This window comes from Citromicrobium sp. JLT1363 (assembly GCF_000186705.1).
Lineage (GTDB): Bacteria > Pseudomonadota > Alphaproteobacteria > Sphingomonadales > Sphingomonadaceae > Alteriqipengyuania.
Genome location: NZ_AEUE01000006.1, coordinates 1 through 23,512 on the forward strand (window position 1 = coordinate 1; position 23,512 = coordinate 23,512).

The 23,512-nt window shown below is 66.9% G+C and carries 21 protein-coding genes; 17 read left to right on the forward strand and 4 right to left on the reverse strand.

What is annotated here, in order from left to right; genetic code table 11:
* Nucleotides 1–66 precede the first annotated feature (66 nt).
* The 5 genes from ADAD_RS0109785 (at nt 67) to ADAD_RS0109805 (ending at nt 4,681) form a co-directional block, all read left to right on the forward strand.
* Nucleotides 67–873: a 4-(cytidine 5'-diphospho)-2-C-methyl-D-erythritol kinase gene (locus ADAD_RS0109785; RefSeq protein ID WP_010413256.1), complete on the forward strand. Its 807-nt coding sequence runs from the start codon at nt 67–69 to the stop codon at nt 871–873.
* Between the two features lie 5 nt (nt 874–878).
* Entirely contained in the window at nt 879–1,604 is a 726-nt protein-coding gene (locus tag ADAD_RS0109790; protein WP_010413260.1) for an N-formylglutamate amidohydrolase, read from the forward strand.
* Between the two features lie 104 nt (nt 1,605–1,708).
* Nucleotides 1,709–2,110: a hypothetical protein gene (locus ADAD_RS0109795; protein WP_010413263.1), complete on the forward strand. Its 402-nt coding sequence runs from the start codon at nt 1,709–1,711 to the stop codon at nt 2,108–2,110.
* Nucleotides 2,111–2,120: 10 nt separating this feature from the next.
* Nucleotides 2,121–3,491, forward strand: a complete 1,371-nt coding sequence (locus ADAD_RS0109800) for an NAD(P)H-hydrate dehydratase (RefSeq protein ID WP_272941325.1) — start codon at nt 2,121–2,123, stop codon at nt 3,489–3,491.
* Complete coding sequence (locus ADAD_RS0109805) at nt 3,488–4,681, forward strand: class I SAM-dependent RNA methyltransferase (protein ID WP_010413269.1); 1,194 nt, start codon at nt 3,488–3,490, stop codon at nt 4,679–4,681. Before ADAD_RS0109800 ends, ADAD_RS0109805 begins: the two co-directional genes overlap by 4 nt.
* Here the strand turns inward: ADAD_RS0109805 and ADAD_RS0109810 are convergent.
* From ADAD_RS0109810 to ADAD_RS0109825, 4 genes are read right to left on the reverse strand one after another with little or no spacing between them, the layout of a single operon-like run.
* The gene (locus ADAD_RS0109810; protein ID WP_010413271.1) at nt 4,678–5,460 is read right to left on the reverse strand and encodes a hydrolase 1, exosortase A system-associated; all 783 of its coding nucleotides are present in this window, start codon (nt 5,458–5,460) and stop codon (nt 4,678–4,680) included. The two genes, ADAD_RS0109805 and ADAD_RS0109810, sit on opposite strands and share 4 nt — an antisense overlap.
* Nucleotides 5,457–6,158 (reverse strand): hypothetical protein, encoded by a 702-nt coding sequence (locus ADAD_RS0109815; protein ID WP_010413274.1) that lies wholly within the window; start codon nt 6,156–6,158, stop codon nt 5,457–5,459. The genes ADAD_RS0109810 and ADAD_RS0109815 overlap by 4 nt, the downstream gene beginning before the upstream one ends.
* A gap of 11 nt (nt 6,159–6,169) precedes the next feature.
* Nucleotides 6,170–6,475, reverse strand: coding sequence for an acyl carrier protein (locus tag ADAD_RS0109820; RefSeq protein WP_010413278.1), 306 nt, complete (start codon nt 6,473–6,475; stop codon nt 6,170–6,172).
* Between the two features lie 36 nt (nt 6,476–6,511).
* Nucleotides 6,512–7,480, reverse strand: coding sequence for a GNAT family N-acetyltransferase (locus ADAD_RS0109825; protein ID WP_237700807.1), 969 nt, complete (start codon nt 7,478–7,480; stop codon nt 6,512–6,514).
* Between the two features lie 63 nt (nt 7,481–7,543).
* On the opposite strand from ADAD_RS0109825, the gene ADAD_RS0109830 reads away from it, so the two are divergent.
* The 12 genes from ADAD_RS0109830 (at nt 7,544) to ADAD_RS0109885 (ending at nt 23,426) form a co-directional block, all read left to right on the forward strand.
* Entirely contained in the window at nt 7,544–9,064 is a 1,521-nt protein-coding gene (locus ADAD_RS0109830; RefSeq protein ID WP_010413284.1) for an acyl-CoA ligase (AMP-forming), exosortase A system-associated, read from the forward strand.
* On the forward strand, nt 9,061–10,311 hold the full coding sequence (locus tag ADAD_RS0109835) for a pyridoxal-dependent decarboxylase, exosortase A system-associated (protein WP_010413288.1): 1,251 nt from the start codon (nt 9,061–9,063) through the stop codon (nt 10,309–10,311). The genes ADAD_RS0109830 and ADAD_RS0109835 overlap by 4 nt, the downstream gene beginning before the upstream one ends.
* A 177-nt stretch (nt 10,312–10,488) precedes the next feature.
* Complete coding sequence (locus tag ADAD_RS0109840) at nt 10,489–11,130, forward strand: XrtA/PEP-CTERM system exopolysaccharide export protein (protein WP_029140053.1); 642 nt, start codon at nt 10,489–10,491, stop codon at nt 11,128–11,130.
* A gap of 13 nt (nt 11,131–11,143) precedes the next feature.
* The gene (locus ADAD_RS0109845) at nt 11,144–12,652 is read left to right on the forward strand and encodes an XrtA system polysaccharide chain length determinant (RefSeq protein WP_010413294.1); all 1,509 of its coding nucleotides are present in this window, start codon (nt 11,144–11,146) and stop codon (nt 12,650–12,652) included.
* A 10-nt stretch (nt 12,653–12,662) separates the two neighbouring features.
* On the forward strand, nt 12,663–13,733 hold the full coding sequence (locus ADAD_RS0109850; RefSeq protein WP_010413297.1) for an AAA family ATPase: 1,071 nt from the start codon (nt 12,663–12,665) through the stop codon (nt 13,731–13,733).
* On the forward strand, nt 13,730–15,535 hold the full coding sequence (locus tag ADAD_RS0109855) for a preprotein translocase subunit YajC (protein WP_237700808.1): 1,806 nt from the start codon (nt 13,730–13,732) through the stop codon (nt 15,533–15,535). The genes ADAD_RS0109850 and ADAD_RS0109855 overlap by 4 nt, the downstream gene beginning before the upstream one ends.
* A 24-nt stretch (nt 15,536–15,559) precedes the next feature.
* Nucleotides 15,560–16,753 (forward strand): XrtA/PEP-CTERM system-associated ATPase, encoded by a 1,194-nt coding sequence (locus tag ADAD_RS0109860; RefSeq protein ID WP_010413301.1) that lies wholly within the window; start codon nt 15,560–15,562, stop codon nt 16,751–16,753.
* 2 nt (nt 16,754–16,755) lie between these two features.
* Nucleotides 16,756–17,646 (forward strand): XrtA system polysaccharide deacetylase, encoded by an 891-nt coding sequence (locus tag ADAD_RS0109865; protein ID WP_029140054.1) that lies wholly within the window; start codon nt 16,756–16,758, stop codon nt 17,644–17,646.
* A complete protein-coding gene (locus ADAD_RS0109870; protein ID WP_010413304.1) occupies nt 17,643–18,722 on the forward strand; it encodes a FemAB family XrtA/PEP-CTERM system-associated protein in 1,080 nt (359 codons plus the stop codon). Before ADAD_RS0109865 ends, ADAD_RS0109870 begins: the two co-directional genes overlap by 4 nt.
* Entirely contained in the window at nt 18,722–19,975 is a 1,254-nt protein-coding gene (locus tag ADAD_RS15825; protein ID WP_010413305.1) for a TIGR03087 family PEP-CTERM/XrtA system glycosyltransferase, read from the forward strand. The genes ADAD_RS0109870 and ADAD_RS15825 overlap by 1 nt, the downstream gene beginning before the upstream one ends.
* A complete protein-coding gene (gene xrtA / locus ADAD_RS0109880) occupies nt 19,965–21,518 on the forward strand; it encodes an exosortase A (RefSeq protein WP_010413308.1) in 1,554 nt (517 codons plus the stop codon). Before ADAD_RS15825 ends, xrtA begins: the two co-directional genes overlap by 11 nt.
* A 12-nt stretch (nt 21,519–21,530) precedes the next feature.
* Nucleotides 21,531–23,426, forward strand: coding sequence for an XrtA/PEP-CTERM system amidotransferase (locus ADAD_RS0109885; RefSeq protein ID WP_010413311.1), 1,896 nt, complete (start codon nt 21,531–21,533; stop codon nt 23,424–23,426).
* Nucleotides 23,427–23,512: the final 86 nt, after the last annotated feature.

A 23,512-nucleotide genomic window follows, 5' to 3' on the forward strand; every position in this document is an offset into this window, starting at 1 on the left:
CATGATGGATTGCAGGCGCAGCACACCCCTCTCCCAACCCTCTCCCCTGAAGGGGAGAGGGCTTTGATGCGCGAAACCGCCTACGCCAAGCTCAACCTTGCACTGCATGTCCGCAGGCGGCGCGAAGATGGCTATCACGAGCTCGAAACGCTGTTCGCCTTCTGCGAGCATGGCGATGTGTTGAGCGCTGAGCCTGCGGAGCGCGACGAGGTGCGCACGGTCGGCGAGTTCGGCGGCAATGTGGGCGATCCGGGCGACAACCTCGTCGCGCGGGCTCTCTCCGAGCTACCGCATCCCGATGGCCTTGCGATCACGCTCGAAAAGAACCTGCCCGTGGCCGCTGGGCTGGGCGGGGGCTCGGCGGACGCAGGCGCCGTGTTCCGGCTGATCGAGCGAGTGCATGGCCTGCCCGACGACTGGCAGGACCGTGCACTCAAACTCGGTGCGGATGTTCCCGCCTGCGTCCGCTCCGAAATGAGTGTCGGGCGCGGGGTGGGGGAGGAGCTTGCTCCTCTCGAGAACGATCTGGCGGGCGCGCCCGTGCTGCTGGTGAATCCCCGCGTCGCGCTTTCGACCGGGCCGGTGTTCAATGCATGGGACCAAGAGGACCGCGGCCCGCTCCCCGAAGGCACCGCGCGCGCCATTGCGATGCAGGGCCGCAACGATCTCGAAGCGCCTGCGGTCTCCATCTGTCCCGTCATCGCAGACGTACTCGCCGCGCTGCGTGAGACCAAGCCGATGCTCGCACGCATGTCCGGCTCGGGCGCGACGTGCTTCGCCCTTTACGACAGCGACCAGGCGCGCGACGCCGCCGCAATCGAAATCGCCACGCACCAGCCGGGGTGGTGGCGGATGGCGAGCGTTCTTAGGTAGGGCGCATGAGCGAGCAACCTTTTATCCGTATCGGAAGTCCCACCCGTGGCGGCATCATTGCGATTGCCGACCATGCCAGCAATCACGTGCCAGAAGGCATGGAGCTGGGCATCCCCGCCGAACTGATGGACCAGCACATCGCCCTCGATATCGGCACGGCAGGGGTCGCAGAGCGGCTCGCGCGCAAGCACGGCATCGCCGCGCAGATCGCGCAGGTGAGCCGGCTGGTGATCGACCTGCACCGCAACGAAGGCGAAGATGCGCTGGTCGTCACCAGCAGCGACGGGCACACGATCCCCGGCAATATCGGCGCCGATATCGAACGGCGCACCGCGCTCTATCATCGCCCGTATCACGAGGCATTCGCGCAGATGGTGGCCGAGGCGCAGCCATCGCTGATCCTCGCCATTCACAGCTTCACCCCGGTGATGGGCTCGACCGGGGAAGAGCGCCCGTGGGATGTCGGTCTGCTGCATAATCAGGATGATCGCGCGGCGCGCATCGCTATCGACCTGTTCGCGGAGATGGGGCTGACCGTGGGCGACAACGAGCCTTATTCCGGCAAGCAGCTGAACGCGACGATGGACCGGCACGCCGAAGCCAACGGCATCCCCTACCTGACCATCGAGATGCGGCAGGATCTGATCGCACGCCGATCGCAACAGGCGGTCTGGGCAGATCGCGTGGCGCTGGTGGCCGACCAGACGCTTGCGGCTCTTTCCTCGGCCTAGCCCTGTCCTGCGCGTAAATCGGAAACGCGTTGATTACCTTTTGCCGCTAGAGCCGGGTGCTCTCCGGGTCGCAGGAGACGGTTGAACCGCGGTTGGGAAAGGCCATGGAAATGCGAATTGCCGATGCAGCGGTCCTCGCAGGCCTCGCATTCGCGATGATTGGTTGCGGAGGAGGGCTTGCGCCGGATGCTGCCGCCGAAGCCGCTGCAGACGAACCCTCGACAGCCTCAAGCGCAGGGCCCGGCACTTTCTCGATTCCCTGCGCGCTGGATGGCGCAACCAGCTTCGACAGCACGTGCGCGGTGGAACGCAGCAAGGTCGACCAGTCGACATTGCTGGCGGTGATCCATCCCGACGGCGGTTTCCGCCGGTTCGAGCAATTGCCGGACGGATCGGGCCTCGCAGCGGTTGCGGGCGCGGACGAGGTGGCGCAAACGCTGAGTGGTGACACACTCGAAATCTCCATCGCCGCAAACCGATACCGGTTCCCCGCCACCGCGCAGTAGCGCGCAGGTCCTGACAACATCGCAGATGCGCGAAGCCGAGGCCGCGCTGATCGACAGCGGCGTGGAGGAATGGGAGCTGATGCAGCGCGCAGGGCGCGGCGCGGCGGAATGGATCGCGCGGCTCGGGGCAGGCAATCAGGTGACGATCCTGTGCGGCCCCGGCAATAATGGCGGCGACGGCTATGTTGCGGCAGCTGCCTTGCACGCGCGCGGCGTGCCCGTGCGCGTGGTCGCTCCGATACCTCCCAAGAGCGAGCAGGCCCGTCGGGCGGCGGACGGCTTCCATGGCGACGTGTACGAAAACGCCGATGGGCTTTCGGGCATGGTCTTCGTGGATGCCCTGTTCGGGATCGGCCTTTCGCGGCCCCTGACGGACGAGCATCGGGAACTGATCGCGCAGCTTTCGGCCTCGCACCGCCTTTCCGTCGCGTTGGACGTGCCCAGCGGCATCGACGCAGATAGCGGAGCGGGGCCCGAGGGGCTGCCCGATTTCGACCTGACGCTGGCCTTCGGCGCCTGGAAACCCGCCCACTTTTCGGGGCCTTCGCTCAAGGCTGTCGGCGCGGCTCGCCTTGTCGAGATCGGGGTGCCGGACCGTGACACGGCGATGCATCTGGACACCACAAGCCGCATCCGCGCGCCCGAGTTTGCTGCGCACAAGTATAGCCGCGGCCTGGTCGCGGTGGTCGGCGGCGCGATGCCCGGCGCAAGCCTGCTTTCGTCGCGCGCCTGCGCCCTGGCGGGTGCGGGTTACGTCAAATGGATGAGCGAGCATGACCATCCCGGTCATCCGCCCGATCTGGTGAAGGACGATAGCGCGCTGGATCAGGCCCTGTCGGACGAGCGCATATCCGCCCTGCTGATCGGGCCGGGGCTGGGGCGCGACGATACTGCGCGCGCGCGCCTGAAAGCCGTGCTCGCGGCGGGCAAGCCGGTTGTGCTCGATGCCGACGCGCTGCACCTGCTCCAGCCCGCGATGCTGGCCGAGGATGGTCCGCCCATGCTGCTCACGCCGCACGAGGGCGAACTCAGCCGGCTGTGCGAGGCATTCGGCGTGGAGGAAGACACCAAGCGGGCAAGGGCGCAGGCCCTGTCGAGCAAGGCAGGCTGCGCCGTGCTGGCCAAGGGCGCCGATACGCTGCTGGCTTCGGGGGGCGTGGTCCGCTTCTTCCCGCCCGCCTCGCGCTGGCTTTCGGTTGCAGGCAGCGGTGATGTGCTTGCCGGCATTGCCGCTGCCCGGTTGGGAGTGACGCAGGATGCAGGCCAAGCCGCATGCGAGGCGGTGCAGCTGCACGGACGAGCCGCACGCTATGCGGGCAAGGGCTTCACCGCGGCAATGCTCGCCGAAGCGGTCCATCCGGCGCTGGCGGATTTCCTGTGAGCGATCCGGTCACGCGCATTGCCGCCAAGGGCGACGGATTGACGGAAGGCGGCCAGCACGTCGCGGGCGGCGTACCGGGAGACGTGCTGGCGGCGGATGGAACGCTGGTGCGCGGCCCCCATCACGTCGATCCGCCTTGCCGCCACTTCCCGCAATGCGGCGGGTGCCAGCTGCAGCATGCCGACGACGCAGCCCTGGCGCAGTTCGTCAGCCATCGGGTGAGCTTCGCCGCCGAATCGCAGGGCCTCGTACCCGGTACGCTTGCGCCGCCGCATCTCTCCCCGCCGCGCACCCGGCGCCGTGCGACGCTGCATGCCGCGCGACTGGGCAAGAAGCTGGTGATCGGCTTTCGGGAGGGCGGATCGCACCGGATCGTCGACATGACCGAATGCCACATCCTGCACCCCCGGCTGTTCGCCCTGGTCGATCCCTTGCGCAAGCTGCTGGCATCATGGGGCGGCAAGCTGGCGGCGGATATTCAGCTGACGCTGGTCGACACCGGTATTGCGGCCGAGATCAAGGGCATCTCTGCCGAGAACCTTGCCCAGACCGAAGCCCTGCTCGATTTCGCGCGCGAGCATTCGCTGGCAAGGCTTTCGGTCGACGAGGGGTTCGGCCCCGAACCCGTGTGGGAGCCCGAACCGGCCACGGTCACGCTTGGTGGTACGCCGGTCGCGTTCCCGCACGGCGCCTTCCTGCAACCGACGGCGGACGGCGAAGCGGCCTTGCTGTCGGCTGCGCGCGAATGGTGCAGCGGCCACGGCATCGTGGCGGACCTGTTCGCCGGCCTTGGCACCTTCGCTTTCGCCCTGGCAGGCCCGGCCAAGGTACTGGCGGCAGAGGCCGACCGCGGGGCGCACCTCGCCTGCCAGGCCGCCGCAAGAGCTTCGGGCAAGCCGGTTCACGCGTTGCACCGCGACCTGTTCCGCGATCCGCTGACCGCCGATGAAATCTCGAAATTCGGCTGCGTCCTGCTCGATCCGCCGCGCGCAGGCGCACGCAACCAGGTCGATGCGATCGCGCAGAGCACGGCGTCACGCGTGGCCTATATCAGCTGCAATCCGCAAAGCTGGGCGCGCGATGCAAGGCGGCTGGCGGATGCGGGCTTCCGGCTCGCGGAGCTACGCCCTGTCGGCCAGTTCCGCTGGTCGACTCACGTGGAATTGGCGAGCCTGTTCCTGCGCGACTAACCGCGCAACGCTTCCAGAACCTTGGTTTCCAGCCATTCGCGCGCCTGCGGCTCCACGAAGGCATGACTGGCCCCTTCGCAGCGCGACACGCGGGGGTCGCCCTTCGGCCATGCGCCTTCGAAGACCTGTGCCGTGCGGTCGGCGCTTGCGAGGAGTATCTGAACCGGTCCCTCGAACCCGTTGAGCGATGTGCGCATGCGGGTCGCCAGATTGCCGACGGGCGGGGCAGGGCGGACCGCGCGGACAAGCCCGCGGCCCAGCTTGCGCAGGTTCACCCCTCCGCTCACCAGACGGGCGACCTCGCGCGGATTGCCGAGCTTTTGAAGGTAACGCGCGCGGATGGCCTGGGGCGGCGGCGTGGTGTCTTCCTCGTCGGTCTCCTCGATGGTCCACGGGTTGCTGAGCACCAGCCCGTCGCATCCCGCGCCACCGGCCAGCATCAGCGCACTGGCTGCGTCGCAATTGCCGATGCCGACCACGCGGTTGACCTGCGGTGCGATGGCGCGGAACGCCTCCATCGCGGCAAGAATATCCGGCTCGGAATGTTCGAAGCCCAGGTTCTCCCCCTCGCTGTCGCCCACCCCGCGACGGTCGTAGCGGAAGACGGGGAAGCCGCGCTTGGCGATCGTCTGCGCCAGTCGCGCCTGCCCGCGAAAGGCGCCCGAGCGGATCTCGTTGCCGCCGCTGACCAGCAGCAGGCCGGTGGTGAGCGGCGCTGTGTCCAGCGTCGCGGCCAGCGTGCTGCCCTCGCAGTTGAAGGTGAGGTGCAGGCGGCTCATTCCGGCTGCCTCATGGCCACCGCGATGATTGCGGCGAGCGCGTCTGCCTGGTCCGCGTCGAAGTCGGGCTCTGCACGCAGCCACGCGGGCCGTCCGCCGATGGTTTCGTGTTCGATTACCGTGACGCCGTCTCCGCGCGTCGCGAGTTCGGCCGCTTCCAGCGCCGCGAACAGCGCGGGGCCGATGTGCCAGCCTGCCAGCGTGATACCCTCGGCGCGGCCATTTGCCTCTATGGCGTCGCGGGTCTCCTCGCTGCCGGCTTCCCTGCTTGCGATGATCCGCGCGCGGATCATGCTGCGCAATGTCTTCGGCCCGTCCTGCGGGGCATAATCCCAGCCGGGCACGTTCGACGGTCGCAGCAGCGCACCGCTACGCACCGTCAGCACGCCGGTTGCGCCGAAGTGCGCCGTCGCCGCCGCTGCTGCCGCCCGCCAGTTTTCCAGCGTCTGTTCCGCGAGTGGTGCAAGGCTTTCGTTGCAGCCGGGAAGATCGGGCAGCACCCCGTCGATCCCCGAGGCGTCGAGCCTGCGCAGCACTTCTACCAGAGTGTGGCGCAGCTTGTTCGCCTCGTCGAACAGCGGTGGGATGACCAGCAGGCGGGATTCTCGCCCACGGTCGAAGACCAGCGCCGCCTCGCTGCGCGTGTCGCCGCCAACGACGGGACAGGGCCACTCGACGAACTTGAAGGGCGTAGTCATTTTCCGAGCCGCTAACGGGTAGCGGTCTTCGCCTCGGCGAGGGCAAGGAGGCCGCCATAGGTTTCGAGGTGATCGCCGTCGATCTCGTCATCCTCTATGATGATGTCGAACCGGTCTTCCATCTCGGTCAGCAGGTCGGCGACGGCCTGGCTGTCGAGCTCGGGCAGGTGGCCGAACAGGCCGCTGTCGGGCGTGAGTTGGGCGGCGCGTTCGCTCGACAGGCCGAGCACGTCGCGCAGGATGGCGCGCAAGGTCTCGTCGATCGTGCTGCGTGCGGGCCCGGTCGGGTCCGTCTGCGCGGAGGTCTGGGCGGTCATATTTACCGTAAAGCTGCCGTAAATCTGGCCGTGGCCCTAGCGCCGGGCCTGCGCGCTGGCAAGGATCGCCCGGACAGCGCGTTTGGCGAGGGGAATCCAGGCGGCGGGCTGGCGCGGGTCGAGCGCATCGAGCATGAAGCGCGGGCGCACCTCTTCCATCCAGTCGCGCTTGTAGGCATCGGAGCCGGTGCCGAAGTCGACCAGCTCCACTCCATCGCGGTCGATCACGTGTTCGAACAGCGCCGCGCTCAGCGTGGTGCCGGGCGAGACAGGCTTGGCGCTTTCCAAGTGCGCGAGCTTGTGGATGTACGCGATGCCGTTCTCGACCGTCCAGAACTGCGCGGCGACCGGCTTGCCATCGGCGCGTGCGATACCGAAGCGGATGCGCCCGGCCGCGCCTTCTGCCTGCGCAAAACGGCGTAGCAGATCGGGCTCGTCCTCGCTCGGCTTCCAGCTTTCGGAGTAGATATTTTCGTAATCCTGCCAGAGCTTTGCGTCGAAATGCTCGACGATCTCGACATCAACCTTCTTTGCCTTGCGCTTGAGCGTGGTGCGCAGCCTGCCGGGGCGCCCGGCCCAGTATTCGGCGAAGCTGCGGCCCTCGACGTGCAGCACATGGTTTTCGTCACACCGGCTCAGCGCGACGGACCATCCCGCCTTGCGGAAGGCGTCGGCCAGCCGTTTGGCCGAGCCATCCTCCTCCGGCAGCGGCCAGAGCGTGACGCGCGGAGCCTCGTGCTTCAGATCCTTCGCAAGCCGCTGGAGTGCGGTCTCGCCGGTCGCTCCGTGCGGCACCAGCGGGCGCCAGGTGAAGGAATACCAGTTGCGAAGCGCCTCCAGCCGGCCATCCGCCCGGTTGAGCGGCATGCTGACTGTCGCATCGTCCTGCGTCGCGCTCGCGGTGAAGGCGCCCGGCCGCGATTCGGCCAGAAGCGCGAACCACTCGGGCCGGTCGAACGGCGACACACGCGTACCCCCCCAGGCTTCGCCATCTGCTGCTTGCACAATGGTAACCTCCTTGTGATAGCCACCGGTTTCCGCGTTCACGAGGCTTGCACTCCCATCTCCATGACCCAGCCCGATCCGACCCCTTTTCCGCTCGACCATGTGATCGAACGCGGCGCGGACGCCGATCCGGCGCTGGCCTTGCGTGACGAGACCCTTAGCTATGCGGACTTAAGAACCCGTGTCGGTCGGCTGGCGGCATGGCTGCAAGCGCAAGGCTTCCCCGCCGGCGCGCGGGTGGCCTCATGGGGCGCCAAGGGTGAACTGACCTGCCTGCTACCGCTTGCGGCGCCTCGCGCGGGGCTGGTCCACGTGCCGATCAACCCGATGCTCAAGCGCGCACAGGTCGCGCATATTCTGGCCGATAGCGGCGCAAGCCTGCTGCTGGGCACCCCCGCAAGGCTGGCGACACTGGAAAGCGGCGATCTGCCCGGCACCTGCGATGCCATGGCCGAAGGCGATGTGCTGGAGGCCTCGCGCGGATGTGACGCCTTGCCGCCTTCGGACGGCGATCCGCAGGATCTGGCGGCGATCCTCTATACGAGTGGCTCCACCGGCAAGCCCAAGGGCGTGATGGTTAGCCATGCCAACCTGTGGCTCGGCGCGGTGAGCGTGGCGCATTACCTCAAGCTCGCGAGCGATGACGTGACGCTCGCCGTGCTGCCGCTGGCGTTCGACTACGGGCAGAACCAGCTGCTTTCCACGTGGTATGCAGGCGGCTGCGTTGCCCCGCTCGATTACCTGATGCCGCGCGACGTCACCAAGGCGGTGGCAAAGCACCAGGCCACCACGCTCGCTGCCGTTCCGCCGCTCTGGCGTCAGCTGGTGGAGGCCAAGTGGGAAAACGGCGCGGGCGACAGCCTGAGGCGGCTCACCAATTCGGGTGGCGCGCTGACCGTGGACCTGATCGACGCCATGCGTGAAACCTGGCCGCAGGCGGACATCGTCCCGATGTACGGGCTGACCGAGGCATTCCGGTCCACCTTCCTGGATCCTGAGCTGGTGGCCGAACATCCCACCTCCATGGGCAGGGCCGTGCCCTTTGCCGAAGTGCTGGTGGTGAACGACGCGGGAGGGCCTGCGTCGCCCGGCGAAGAGGGCGAACTGGTCCATTGCGGGCCGCTGGTCGCGCAAGGCTACTGGCAGGACCCGGAGCGCACGGCGGAACGATACAGGCCCGCGCCCGCGCATTCGCACTATGGCGGCACGGCGGTATGGTCGGGCGATTACGTGAAACGCGACGAGGATGGGCTGCTGTTCTTCGTCGGGCGGCGCGATGCGATGATCAAGAGCGCGGGCAACCGTATAAGCCCGCAGGAGATAGAGGACGCCGCGCTTGCCACGGGGCTGGTCGCTGATGCCGTTGCTTTCGGCGTGCCGGACACGAAACTGGGGCAGGCGGTCTATCTTGTTGTCCGGGGCGAGGGGCAGGAAGAGGCGCTGGCCACAGCGCTGAAGCGCGATCTGCCCAGCTTCATGCAGCCGCACCGGATCGAATGGCGTGCCGAGCTGCCGCTCAATCCCAACGGCAAGATCGATCGGACCGCGCTTTACCGCGAAATTTCGGAAGGGGGCTCGGCATGAGCAGACGCGATCCGAACGCCGCAAAGCCGCTCGGCCCGATCCCACATGGGTTCGAGACCATCGATGGCGAACTGGCCATCGGCGGACGCAAGGCGAGCGATCTGGCCGATGAGGCGGGCGATACCCCGCTGTTCGTCTATTCGCGCAGCATGCTCGACGCCCGAATGGCACAGTTGCGCGCTGCCATGCCCGCGAGCCTTGCGATCCACTACGCGGTCAAGGCCAATCCCCACCCCGACGTGATCCGCCACATGGCCGGGCTGGTCGACGGGTTCGATCTCGCTTCGGGTGGGGAACTGGCGATCCTGCAAGGCGTCGGGATCGACGGCGCGCACATCAGCTTCGCCGGCCCGGGCAAGCGCCCGCGCGAGATTAGCGCCGCTATCGAAGCGGGCGTGACGCTGAATTGCGAGAGCGAGACCGAGGCGGCGCGCGCGCTGGAAATCGGCGCGGAACTCGGCGTGCAGCCCAAGGTGGCGGTGCGCGTTAACCCCGATTTCGACATGCGCGGATCGGGGATGAAGATGGGCGGCGGCGCCAAGCAGTTCGGGCTGGACGCAGAGCGTGTTCCCGCGTTGATCCGCACTCTGATCGAGGGCGGGGCGGACTGGCGGGGCCTGCATATCTACACCGGCAGCCAGACGCTGGAAGCCGACGCGGTGATCGAGACACAAGGCCACGTGCTCGATCTGGCCGCACGCATCGCAGGCGAAGTCGGCAAGCCATGCCCCGCGCTCAACCTGGGCGGCGGCTTCGGCATCCCCTATTTCGCGGGTAACGAACCGCTCGATGTTGCCGCCGTCGGCGCGGCGCTGGGCGAGCGGTTTGCGAATTTGCCAGACGAACTCGGCGAAACCGAAATGGCGATAGAGCTGGGCCGCTACCTCGTGGGAGAGGCAGGGGTTTACCTCGCCCGGATCGTCGACCGGAAGGAAAGCCACGGCGAGATTTTCCTGATCACCGACGGCGGCCTGCATCACCAGCTGGCGGCGTCGGGCAATTTCGGCGCGGTCGTCAGACGCAACTACCCCCTCGCAATCGCCAGCAAGTATGGCGAGCAAGCGGTTGAAATTGCGAATGTTGTCGGCTGCCTGTGCACTCCGCTCGATCGCCTGGCGGACAGGGCCGAGCTGCCACGGGCGGAGGTGGGCGATCTGGTCGCCGTCTTCTGCGCCGGGGCCTACGGGGCCAGCGCATCGCCCATGCATTTCCTCGGCCAGGGCCCTGCGATCGAGATGCTCGTCTAACGCGGCGTTAACTTCTTCCGGCCCCGCGTCCCGCTACGGGACCGGCGCAAGACAGGTCCCGTAGCTAACGGGATATTCACCCTTTTTGGCGAGGAACGATCCCAAATCGTCGGCCAGCAAAGGTGGCGCGCTTCGCGGGCGTGCCATCGGGCGGACATGAATGGAAGGATCGATCCCATGCGCAATCGCGCAACTGCCAGGTTTCTAAGCCTAATTCTCGGCCTTTTCGCTCTCGCCGGGTGCGTTGGCGGAGGCGGCCCGGAACTGCCGCCCGCCGCCTTCGTGGCGACGCAGGAAGGGCCGAGCCAGGAATATGTGATCGGCCCGCTGGACGAACTTTCGATCCATGTCTGGCGCAACCCCGAACTCGGGGCGACCAATATTCAGGTCCGGCCCGACGGGCGGATCACGATTCCTCTGGTCACGGACATGCCCGCCGTGGGCAAGACCCCGGCGATGCTGCAGGAGGATATTCGCCTGCACCTGTCGCAATTCATCGAACAGCCGATCGTGTCGGTGATCGTGACCAAGTTCGCGGGTACGTTCAGCCAGCAGGTGCGGATCATCGGCGCGACCGAGAAGCCCGCCTCGATCCCCTACCGCGCCAACATGACCGTGCTCGACGCGATGATCGCGGTTGGCGGCCTGTCCGAATTCGCGGCGGGCAACCGCGCCAAGCTGATCCGGTTCGATCCGCGGGTCGGCCGCCAGCGCGAGTATTCGCTGCGCCTGTCCGACCTGCTTCGGCGCGGTGACAGCGATGCGAACGTGATGCTCGCGCCCGGCGACGTCATCATCATCCCCGAAAGCGTATTTTGAGGGCGTTGCTCACGTGAACGAACTTTTCGACGAGGTGCGCGCAGCGCTCTATGCCGCCTGGAGCCGCAAGTGGCTCGCGCTGGGCGTGGCCTGGGGCGTTTGCCTTGCAGGCTGGCTGTTCGTCGCCTCCATCCCGAACACGTATGAAAGCCGCGCGAAGATCTTCGTGCAGCTGGATGACGTGCTCTCGAAGCAGATCGGCATCGCGGGCAGCGACATGACCGATATTGCGCGCGTGCGGCAGCGGCTTTCCAGCGCCTCCACGCTGGGCCAGGTGATCGAGTCGACCAAGCTGGGAGAGAACATCAATTCTCCGCGTGCCATGGAAGGCGCGATCACCAGCCTGGCCGAGAACGTGAAGGTGCGGAGCGAGGAGGACAATCTCTTCGAAATCACCGCCCAGATGGGCCGCAGCGATTATACCGATGCCGAGAACGCGAAGCTGGCGCAGGACGTCGTGCTCAAGCTGCTCGAGATCTTCCGGCAGGCCAATGTCGAGGGAACGCGCGGCGAGGTGAGCGATGCGGTTGCGCTGCTCGACCAGCAGCTGGACCTGCGCGCCAAGGACCTGGAGGCAGCCGAAGCGCGGCGGACCGCGTTTGAGGCAGAGCATCCCGAACTGATCGGCGGCTCGGCGGCCATCTCCAGCAAGCTTCAGCAGGCCCGCACCGAAATGCGCGGCGTGGAAGCCGATATTGCAGGTGCGCAAAGCGCGCTCGCCGCGATCAACGGCCAGCTGGCGGGAACGCCGCAGACCCTGTCGGGCGGGGCAGGGGGCGGCAGCGCGCTCGAGCAGGCAGAGGCACAGGTTGCCCAGCTGCGCGCGCGCGGCCTCAAGAACAATCACCCGGACATGCAGGTCGCGCTGCGCCAGCTGCAGTTGCTGCGCCAGTCGGGCGGTGGCGGTTCGGCCGGGGGCATGCCCAATCCGGCTTACAGCTCGCTCGTCTCGATCCGGGCGGAGCGGCAGGCCAACGTGCAGGCGCTGCTGGCGCGCAAGGCGGCGCTGCAGGCCGATATCTCCATGATGATCGCCGATCAGGCGAGCGAACCGGGCCTTGCCGCCGAAGCGCAGCGGATCGGGCGCGATTACGAAGTTCTCAAGAACAAGTACGACGAGCTTCTGCAGGACCGCGAAGAGATGGAACTGCGCAGCCAGGTGGAAAGCGAACGCAGCTCCTTCCGCTTCGATATCATCGATGCGCCCGGCGTATCGAGCCGCCCCGCAGCGCCGAACCGGCCGCTGCTGCTGCTGGCAGTGGCGGTGCTGGGCGCGGGCGCGGGGCTGGGGAGCGCCATCGCGCTCACCATGCTGCGCTCCACATTCTCGACCAGCGCCGGGCTCGCCAAGGCGATCGGCCTGCCGGTTATCGGCACGATCTCGCGCAGCGTTCCGCCGATCCGGAAGGCTGCCGAGGATCGCCAGCTGCGGCTGTTCTACGCCGGAACCGGGGCGCTTGGCGGTTTGCTTGTCATCCTGCTCGGGCTCGAGTTCGTCCAGGTTGGCCAGGTGATGGCGTGAGGAGGCCCGAATGACCGAACATCGCCCCATCAAGCCGCCGAAAGAGGGCGAGCAAAAGGAAGAGAAAAGCTCTCTTCTGGAGCGCGCCAGCGGAGCCTTCGGGCTGAACGATCTGGGCGCGGCCCCGATGCCGCGCAGCTTCGACGACGTGCCGATGAAGCGCGCGAGGCCGCTCCGCAAGCCCGCCAGCGAACCGGCCCCCGAAGCCGCGCCTGCAGCTTCGCCTGAGCCAGTCGGCCGGGATATCCCGGTGGAGAGCGAGATTTCGCAGGCCAGCCTGCCGGTCCCCGCGCCGGCGCCCGCTGCGCCGCCGCACGCTGCACCCCCAGCGGTGATCGATGGCAGTGCCAATGCCATCGCGCTCGCCGGGCAGAGCGTGGAGGTCGATTTCAATCGGCTGCGCGAACGCGGTTTCATCGATCCCAACGGGCAGGCGTCCGGCCTGGCCGAGGAATTCCGCATCGTGAAGCGCCAGATCCTGGAGGCGGCGCGCGCCGCGGGAACCGGCCTGTCGCGCCGCATCCTGATCACCTCGCCGCATGCGGACGAGGGCAAGACCTTCTGCGCCGTCAACCTGGCGCTGTCGCTGGCTGCGGAGCGCGATCTCGAAGTGGTGCTTATCGACGCGGACATGGCCAACCCGTCGATCAAGGAGGTTTTCGGCCTGCCCGAACACACGGGGCTGATGGATGTGCTTGCCGACAGCGAGATCCGCGTCGAAAATCACGTGCTCAGGACCGATATCGACGGTCTCTGGCTGCTGCCGCCCGGCCGCAACGCAAGCCATGCGAGCGAGGCTCTTTCCAGCCGCAGCACTGCCGAGCTGTTCGAGCGGCTGACCGCGCAGGCCCCGAACCGGATCGTGCTGGTCGACAGCCCGCCCGCGCTCGCCGCGTCGCCCGCTGCCGAAATCGCCAAGCATGTCGGCCAGACGATCCTCGTCGCGCGCGCCGACCGCACGGGCAAGAGCGCGCTGGAGGATGCAGCCCAGCTGCTGAGCGCGTGTCCGGACATCAAGCTGGTGCTCAACAACGCGATCTTCAGTCCGAGCGGCCGCCGTTTCGGGAGTTATTACGGATGAGGACTTCCACCATGACCCGCCTGCCCGTGATCGCCGCGCTGCTGAGCGCTGGCGCACTGCTTCCGGCGCCCGCGTTCGCCCAGTATAACTGGAGCGACGATCAGGTGACTGGCGGCCGCGAAACTGCATCCGCGCCCGCATCCACATCGCCCTATGGCGCCGATCCCGGCGGCCAGGGGTACGAGGACGGCGAAGGAGACAGCTACGGCGGCGGCGACGGTTCGCGGCCCAGCGGCGCACCGACACGCCAGCGGCTCCGGATCGATCCCTATATCGAAGCCAACCAGATCGTCACCCAGCGGATCGAGCCCGATAGCGAAACCTCCGTCTACGGTTCGGTGGCAGCCGGTGTCGATGCGTCGGTCCAGGGCCGCCGCGCCGGAGGCTCCGTCTCGCTGCGCTACGACCGGGTCATCAGCTACGGAGACGACCTGTCCCCGAATGTCGGAGACGGCGACAGCCTGTCGGGCGTTGCCCGTGGCTATGGCGCGATTGCGCCGGGCGTAACGATCGAGGCGGGCGGCCTTGCCGCGCGCACCCGCGTCGACAGCGGTGGCGGGGCAACCGTGGCGAGCGGCCAGCCGATCGACGCCGACAACGAAGCGCGCGTCTATTCGGTCTATGCCGGGCCCAATATCTCGACCCGCATGGGCGCGGCGGAGGTCAGCGCGAACTACCGTTTCGGCTATAACCGCGTCGAAGAACCCGCGGTGGGCGTGGTGGACAATACCGTGACCCCGATCGACGTCGCGCAGGAAAGCGTCGTCCATTCCGCCAACGCGCGGGTCGGCATCGCTCCGCAAGCGGTGCTGCCGGTTGGCGTCGGCATCGGCGGGGGCGCATACCAGGAGGACGTTTCCAACTCCGACCAGCGCGTGCGCGATCTCTATGCCCGTGCCGATGTGACCGTACCGGTAGACCCCGGTCTCGCCGTGGTCGGCGGGGTCGGCTACGAGAATGTCGAGGTGTCGAACCGCGATGTGGTGCGCGATACCAATGGCGATCCCGTCCTGGGGGCTGACGGCCGCTACCAGACCGACGAGAACAGCCCGCGCCGGATCGCATTCGAGACCGAGGGGCTGATCTGGGATGTGGGCGTGATGTGGAAGCCTTCGCGCCGGACCCAGCTCGAAGCCCATTACGGTCGCCGTTACGACAGCGATTCCTACTACGGTACCTTCAGCTGGCAGGCGTCCTCGCGCTCGGCAGTCAACGCGGCGGTCTACAACTCGATCAGCGGTTTCGGCGGCGTGATCACCAATTCGCTGGCCAATCTGCCGGTCGGCTTCGAGGCGTCGCGCAATGCGCTGACGGGCGACTTTACCGGCTGCGTCACGGGCACGGGCACCGAAGGCTCGGCAGACTGCCTTGGCGGCGCGCTGTCCTCCGTGCGCAGCGCTGCCTTCCGCAACCAGGGAGCAAACCTTGCCTATTCCACCCAGATGGGCCGCCTGAGCACCGGGCTGACCCTGGGCTATGACCGCCGCGAGTTCTTCGGCGCGCAGGGCACGCTGCTTGAACTGGCGGATGGCACGGTCGACCAGAGCTACTATGCGAATATCAGCGTTGGCGGTCCGCTCGATCCGTTCTCGGGCTTCAACCTGAACGCCTATGCCAGCTATCTGGACAAGGGCGGCAGCGACCTTGCCGATGCGCTTCTGCTGGGTGCGTCCGCCGCCTACAACCGCACGCTCTTCAACAACCTGTCCGCGCGCGCCGCCGTCTCGATCGACAGGATCGACAGCGATCTCGTGGACGAAACCAACGCGTCGGCCCTCATCGGCCTGCGCTACGACTTCTAGATACCCAGGGGACCGCCACAAGCCATGTTCGATCAGTACTACGGTTTCACGGGCCGACCATTCCAGCTCACGCCGGACCCGACGTTCTATTTCGAGAGCATCACGCACCGAAAGGCGCTGAGCTATCTCGGCTACGGGATGTCGCAGGGGGAGGGCTTCATCGTCATCACGGGCGAGATCGGTTCGGGCAAGTCGACCATGGTCGCGCACCTGATGAAGAAGGTGGACCCCGAACAGATGACCGTCGGCCAGGTGGTGACGAGCAACCTCGATGGATCGGAGCTGGTTCATCTGGTTGCGCAAAGCTTCGGCCTGGATGTCGCGGGCAAGGACAAGGCAACTGCGCTCGGCGCGATCGAGACCTTCCTGCACGAGGAAGCCCGCGATGGCCGCCGCTGCCTGCTGGTGGTCGACGAAGCGCAGAACCTCAGCTTCGAAGCGCTGGAAGAGCTGCGGATGATGAGCAATTTCCAGCTCGGTTCGCATCCGCTGCTGCAGCAGCTGCTGCTGGGCCAGCCGGAATTCAAGCAGACGCTCGCCGGGCATGACCGGCTGGAGCAGCTGCGCCAGCGGGTGATCGCCGCGCATCACCTCACCCCGATGGAGGTGCAGGAAATCGCGCCCTACATCGAACACCGGCTGTCGCTGGTGAACTGGAGGGGCACTCCCTCCTTCGATCCCAAGATCTTCCCGAAGATCCACGAGGCGAGCGGAGGCATCCCGCGCCGCGTCAACCAGATCGCCACGCGCCTGCTGCTGATGGGTGCGGTGGAGCAGCGTACGCATATCGATTGCGCGATGCTGGACCAGGTGGTCGAGGAAATGGCACGCGACAACCGCAGCGAGGCGCAGAGCGAACGCAGCCGCCCATTTGCCAATCCCGCAGCAGACATGGCGTCCGCACCCGCACCCGCGCCGACCCCGGCGCCCGCTCCTTCCCCCGCGCAGGAGGCGACGCCGCAGCCCCGGCGCGAAGTTGCGGCCGGCGCGCCGGACAGGCCTGCGGGCGAGGATATGGACGATCTGCGCGCTGCCATCGCCACCTTGTCGCGCGCAATCGAAGAAGGCCCGCGCAAGGGCGATGGCGGGCTTGCGGATCGCGTCGGCGCGCTCGAGGCGCGCCTGGAGGAACAGGAAGAAAGCACCCGCTATCTCCTGCGCCTGCTGATCGAATGGCTCGATGCCGACGGGCGCCAGAAGGAAAACCGGGCGGCGTAACCATGGACCTCGCCCCGGCATCCCAACCCAGACGCATCGTGAATGGCCTGTCCGTCGACGTTGAGGACTGGTTCCATGTGGGCGCATTCGAGAATACGATTGCGCGCGGCGAGTGGGATGCATGCGATTTCCGCGTCGAGCGCAATGTCGATTGCGTTCTCGCGCTGTTCGACAGGGCAGGGGTGAAGGCCACGTTCTTCACGCTGGGCTGGGTGGCAGAGCGTGTTCCGCAGGCTATCCGCGCCATCGCCGATGCCGGGCACGAGATTGCCAGCCATGGGTACGATCACCAGCGCGTGTTCACCATGGATCGCGCCGCCTTTGCGGAAGACCTGCGCAAGTCCCGCGAGATTCTGGAAGATGCCAGCGGCCAGGCCGTCACCGGCTACCGCGCGCCGAGCTTTTCCATCGATGCGCGCAACCTCTGGGCGTTCGAGGAGCTGGCACAGCAGGGCTATGCCTATTCCTCCAGCGTGGCCCCCATCGCGCACGACCATTACGGCTGGCGCGAGGCCCCGCGCTTCGCGTTCCGGCCGGTTGAGGGAGCGCCGCTCGTCGAGCTCCCGGTCACGACCGCTATGCTGGGCAAGCGCCGGATGGCGGCAGGTGGCGGCGGTTTCTTCAGGACCTTGCCCTACGGTTTCTCCCGCTGGGCGATCAATCAGGTCAACCGCGAGGAAGGCCAACCGGCGATCTTCTATTTCCACCCGTGGGAAGTGGATCCGGGCCAGCCGCGTGTGGCCGGTGCTCCGCTGCGCTCGCGCCTGAGGCACTACACCAATCTGTCGGCCATGGAGGCCAAGCTGGAACGGCTGCTGGGCGATTTCTCCTGGGGCCGGATCGACGCCATAGCGCACAATGTCGCGCCCGATACGCAGGCGGAGGCCGCATGAACGCCCCTTTCCGTCCCGCATACCCGGGAAGCCAGGCCGAAATCTCGATTGCCGATCTCGGCGACGACGATGTAGCGCAGGCCATCACCGCCTTCGTGCATGTTCAGGGCGGCAGCCCGTTTCACCTGCCCGCATGGCTGATCGCCGTCGAACGCGGCACCGGCCAGCGTGCCAGGGGCATCGTCGCCACGCGGGACGGGAAGATCGTCGGCTGGCTTCCGTTGACGCTGGTTCACTCGCCTCTTTTCGGCCGCGCGCTGGTGTCCAGCGGCTTCGCGGTCGACGGCGGCCCACTGGCAGAGGATACGCATATCGCAGAGGGGCTTGCCCGCGCGGCGCAGGAACTGGCGCTGCGCCTCTCCTGCGGTGAGGTCGAACTGCGCGGCGGGGAGGTTCCCGCTGGCTGGGAGGCGATCACCGGGAAGCACGCCGGCTTCGTGACCGATCTTGCCGAGGACGATGAAGCACAATTGCTCGCCATTCCGCGCAAGCAGCGCGCCGAGGTGCGCAAGAGCCTGAAGAACGACCTCACCGTCACGGTGGGCACGAAGGAGGCCGACCGGGTGGCGCACTATGCCTGCTACGCGGCTAGCGTCCATAATCTGGGCACGCCTGTCTTCCCGCGCAGCCTGTTCGACGCGGTTCTGCGCGGGTTCGATGACCGGGCCGATATCCTGACGGTGTGGGAAGGCGAGCAACCGCTCGCCAGCGTGCTGACCCTTTATCATGGCGGCACGGCCTTTCCCTTCTGGGGTGGCGGCGTGTGGCGCGCGCGAGCGACGCGGGCCAACGAACGCATGTATTACGCGCTGATGTGCCATGCGCGGGCAGAGCGCGACTGCACGCACTTCGATTTCGGTCGTTCGAAAACCGGCAGCGGGCCGTATAACTACAAGAAGAATTGGGGGTTCGAACCCGAGCCGCTCGCCTATGCCCGCTGGACCGCCCCGGATGCCGAGGCGCGCGATGTCGATCCCACCAGCGATGCTTTTGCGCGCAAGATCGAGCTGTGGAAGCGCCTTCCTCTGCCCGTGGCCAATCGGCTCGGCCCCATGATCGCGCGGGGGCTGGCGTGATGGGTGAAACGCTTTTCCTTGCGCATCGCGTGCCGTTCCCGCCCGACCGCGGCGACAAGATCCGGTCCTACCATGTGCTGCGCGCGCTTGCGCGACTGGGTCCCGTGCATGTCGGCACTTTCGACGATGCATCGGGCTACGGCGACCAATTCCTGTCCGGCATCGCGGAGAGCCATTATCTGGTCCCGCAGCGGCGGCACGACATGCTGGCCGCAGTCCGGGCGATGGCAAAGGGGCAGCCGATCAGCCTCACCGCCTTTGCCCATGCCGGATTGCAGGAATGGGTCGACCAGGTCCTACACTACCGCCCGATCGACGCGATCTACGTATTCTCCGGGCAGATGGCGCAATATGTCTCGCCCCATTTTCCGGGCCGCACCGTGCTCGACCTGTGCGACGTCGATAGCGCCAAGTTCGAAGCCTACGGCGAAAGCGGCAGCGCGCCCAAGGCTTGGGTCCATGCGCGCGAGGGCAGGCTGCTCGCAGCCGCGGAAGAGCGCTTTGCGCGTACCGCCGATACCACGCTGCTGATCAGCGAGCACGAGGCGAACCTGTTTCGCACCCGCCTATCCAGCCCCGGGCAAGTGGATATCAAGGTGATGCGCAACGGGATCGACGCGCAGTTCTTCGCGCCCGAGGCCGTGGCCCCGCAGCCCACGCTGTTCGGGCCCGGACCGAATATCGTTTTCACCGGGCAGATGGATTATGCGCCCAATGTCTCTGCGGTGGAACGCATGGTACAGCGCATCCTGCCCGGCATTCGCGAAACCCGCGCGCGCGCCGAGTTCCACATTGTCGGCCGCGCACCGACGCCTGCGGTCAAGGCGCTGGGCAGGCAGGACGGCGTGACCGTGTGGGGCGAAGTGCCCGACGTGCGGCCCTTCCTCGCCGAGGCGGATATCGTCGCCGCGCCGCTCACCATTGCACGCGGCATCCAGAACAAGGTGCTCGAAGCGATGGCGATGGCCAAGCCCGTGCTGCTCTCGCCCGAGGCCGCCACCGGCATCGACGCAGAGGATGGCGTGCATTTCGCGGTGGCCGAGGGTGACCGGATGATGGTGGGACGCGCGCTCTCGCTGATCGAGGATCGGGCGAGGGCAAAGGCCATGGGCGATGCGGCTCGCGCATTCGTGCTCGCCGAACAATCATGGTCGGCCATGCTCGGCGGACTTGGCGAGCTTTTGCGTCCGTCGGCCGAAGCTGCTGCAAACAGTTCTCCCGCAGCCGACGATCCGGTGCGCAATGCCGCCTGAGCTGACCCGCGACCGCAAGCGGCCTTCCGCCGCAAGCCTGCTCCAGCGGGTCCCGGCAGGATGGGCCTCCGCGCTCGGCTGGCTCGCGTTCGTCCTTGTGGCAGCAGTGCTTCTCACCGCGCAGCAATGGGTCGACATGGCGCGCCAGTGGCTGACCGTGTCCGCCTATCAGCACATCCTCTTCGTCCCGCCCATCATCGCCTGGCTCGTGTGGAACCGGCGCGAGGTGCTTGCGGGGATGTCGCCGCAGGCCTGGTGGCCGGGGGTGGCGCTGGTCGTGCCCGCACTGTTCATCTGGTTAATCGGATCGCTCACCTCGCTCGATATCGTGGCGCAGGCGGGCGCCGTGCTGATCCTGCAAACCGCAACCATTGCGTTGCTTGGGCCACGGGTTGGCGCGGTATTGCTGTTCCCGCTGGCCTTCGCGGCCTTTCTGGTGCCCTTCGGCGAGGAAATCGTTCCGCCGCTTCAGATGCTGACGGCGGACATGGTGATCGCGCTGACCCATCTCAGCGGGATCGAGGCAGAGATCGACGGGGTCTTCATCGATACGCCCGCAGGCCTGTTCGAAGTGGCCGCAGCATGCGCCGGGGTGCAGTTCGTCGTGGCGATGGTGACGCTTGGCGTACTCGCAGCGAAGGTCGGCATGGAACGCTGGAGCCGCCGCATCGCGCTGATGGCCCTGTGCGTCATCGTTCCGATCCTGGCCAATGGGGTGCGGGCCTGGGCGATCGTTGCCATCGCGCAGTATGTCGGGGCAGAGCGCGCAGGCGGCGTCGATCACATCGTGTACGGCTGGCTCTTCTTCGCCATCGTCGTTGCGCTGGTGCTGGCGATTGCATGGCGCTGGTTCGACCGCGACCCGGAGGCCGAGGGCCGGGCCGCGGCACGGCTGGCGGACGATCCGCTGGTGGTGGCGCTAGACAAGATGCCGGCGCGCGCAGTCACGCTTGCGCCGCTGCTGGTCGCGGCGATTGTCCTGTTCGGCCTGTGGGGAGGGCTGGCGCACGCCACCGGCGCACCGCCGCAGGCGCTACAGGCACCGGACATTGCGGGCTGGACGCAGGTGGAACAGCGCGAGCCGGTGCGCTGGCAGCCGGAGGGGGCGGGCGCGCGATCTCGCATGCATGCGATCTATCGCGATGGCGCGGGCCACGAAGTCGATCTCTACCTCGCCGAGTATGGCGCCATAGGCGATCCTACGGCGACCGGGGAGGGGGCCGTCCCGCCCGATTCGCCCTGGCGCGAAGTCGGGCCGGTATCCGCCCCGGCTAACATGCTCGGGACCGAGATAATGGCCTATGGAACGCAGCGCAGGCTGGCCTGGACGAGCTATGTCGGGGATGGGTCCGCCACGTCCGATCCGCTCCACTTTCGCCTGGCAGGATTGGGCAAGCGTTTGTTTCTGCGTCCCGAACCGCGCTGGCTGGTGATTGTCTCGGCCGACGCTACGTCCGGCGGGGCTGGCCGGGATGCATTGGATCGCTTCCATGCGGACGCGAAGGGTCCCGAGAAGCTGGTCGCTAGCGCGGTTTCGCGCTAAGGAACTTAACAAATGTGCGGCATTGCCGGCCTCTTCGCGCGCGACCGTCAGGCGCCTGTCGACCGATCCGTCCTGACCCGGATGCGCGATTCCATGACGCATCGCGGGCCGGACGGGGCGGGGCTCTGGCTGGCGCAGGGCGTGGGCCTGGCCCACCGTCGCCTGTCCGTGATCGATGTCGAGGGTTCGCCCCAGCCGATGCATTCGCGGGACGAGCGCACGGTGATCGTCTTCAATGGCGAGATATACAACTACCGGGCCCTGCGGCGCGAACTGCGGCAGAATGGCCATCGCTTTTCCACCGAAGGCGATACGGAGGTGATCCTGGCCGCATGGCGCGAATGGGGCAGCCGCTGCCTCGAAAGGCTGGACGGGATGTTCGCCTTCGCCATCTACGACCGCAATTCGCGCAAGCTCTTCCTCGCCCGCGATCGCTTCGGAGTGAAGCCGCTCTTCACCGCGACCCTGCCGGACGGCACCTTCGCTTTTTCTTCTGAACTCAAGGGTTTGCTGGCACATCCTGCGCTGGAGCGTGAAGTCGATCCACTGGCGATCGAGGATTACTTCACGTGGGGCTACGTGCCCGATCACCGGTCCATCCTGAAGGGCGTGGAGAAGCTGCCTGCCGGGCATTTCATGGTCGTCGAACACGACATGGCGCCGCGCCCGCCGGAGCGCTGGTGGGACATTTCCTTCGCCGATCGCCATCACATGCACGAGGCGGACGAGGCCGAGGTCATCCACTCCCACCTGTGCGATGCGATTGAATCGCGCATGGTCAGCGACGTTCCGATCGGTGCCTTCCTGTCCGGCGGTGTCGACAGTTCGACGGTGGTCGCGCTGATGTCCGACCTGTCCGATCGGCCCGTGACCACCTGTTCGATCGGCTTCGACGTCGCCGGACTGGACGAGACCGCCTATGCGCGGCGGATTGCGTCGCAGTTTTCGACCGATCATCACGAACGGATGGTCGACCCGGCGATGTTCGACCGGATCGATGCGCTGGCCGCGATGTTCGACGAGCCCTTTGCCGATGCCTCGGCCTTGCCCACGGCCGAGGTCTGTGCGCTGGCCCGGCAGCACGTCACCGTCGCGCTGTCGGGCGACGGCGCGGACGAGGCCTTTGCGGGCTATCGCCGCCACGTGTTCCATGCCGGTGAGGAAAACGCCCGCAAGTGGCTCCCGGCAGGATTGAGGCGGAAGGTTTTCGGCCCGCTGGCGGCGATCTACCCGAAGGCGGACTGGGCGCCCCGCCCGCTACGGGCGCGGTCTACCCTGCACGCGCTCGCCCTGTCGGGCGAGGAAGCCTATGCAAGCGCGCTCAGCGTGATGGGCCCACGGGATCGCGCCGCTATTTTCTCGCCTTCGATGATGCGCACACTCGGCGGATACCGTGCCGAGCAACCTCTGATCGACCTCATGCGCGCGGCCCCTGCGCGCAACGGGCTGGACCGGGCGCAATACGCCGATCTCAAGTTCTGGCTCCCCGGCGATATCCTGACCAAGGTGGATCGCACCAGCATGGCGGTAAGTCTGGAGGCGCGCGAACCTTTGCTCGACCACCGGCTGGTCGAATTCGCGGCCTGCCTGCCCAAGGCGCGCCGGGTCTTCGGGGGGGAGGGCAAATATGCCCTCAAACGCGCGATGGCTGGCGATCTGCCGGCCGATATCCTGCATCGCCCGAAGCAGGGTTTCGTGCTGCCGATCGCGCAATGGTTCAGGACCGATCTGCGTGACACCGCCCGCGCTGCAGTGCGCAGCGAGCGCTTGCTGGATAGCGGGTGGTTCGATGCGGATGCGCTGTCCGGCCTGGCGGAAGACCATATCGCGGGTCGGCGGGACCACGCGCGCGAGCTGTGGCAATTGGTCATGCTGGAGCGAAATATGAGTCTTTTAAGCAACAATTAGACTCGGCTCATCGCAAAAATGATTCAGAACGCCGAATATAGTAAATAAATTATTGCCCCACGCCCCCTCGAATGCGAGTCTTGATT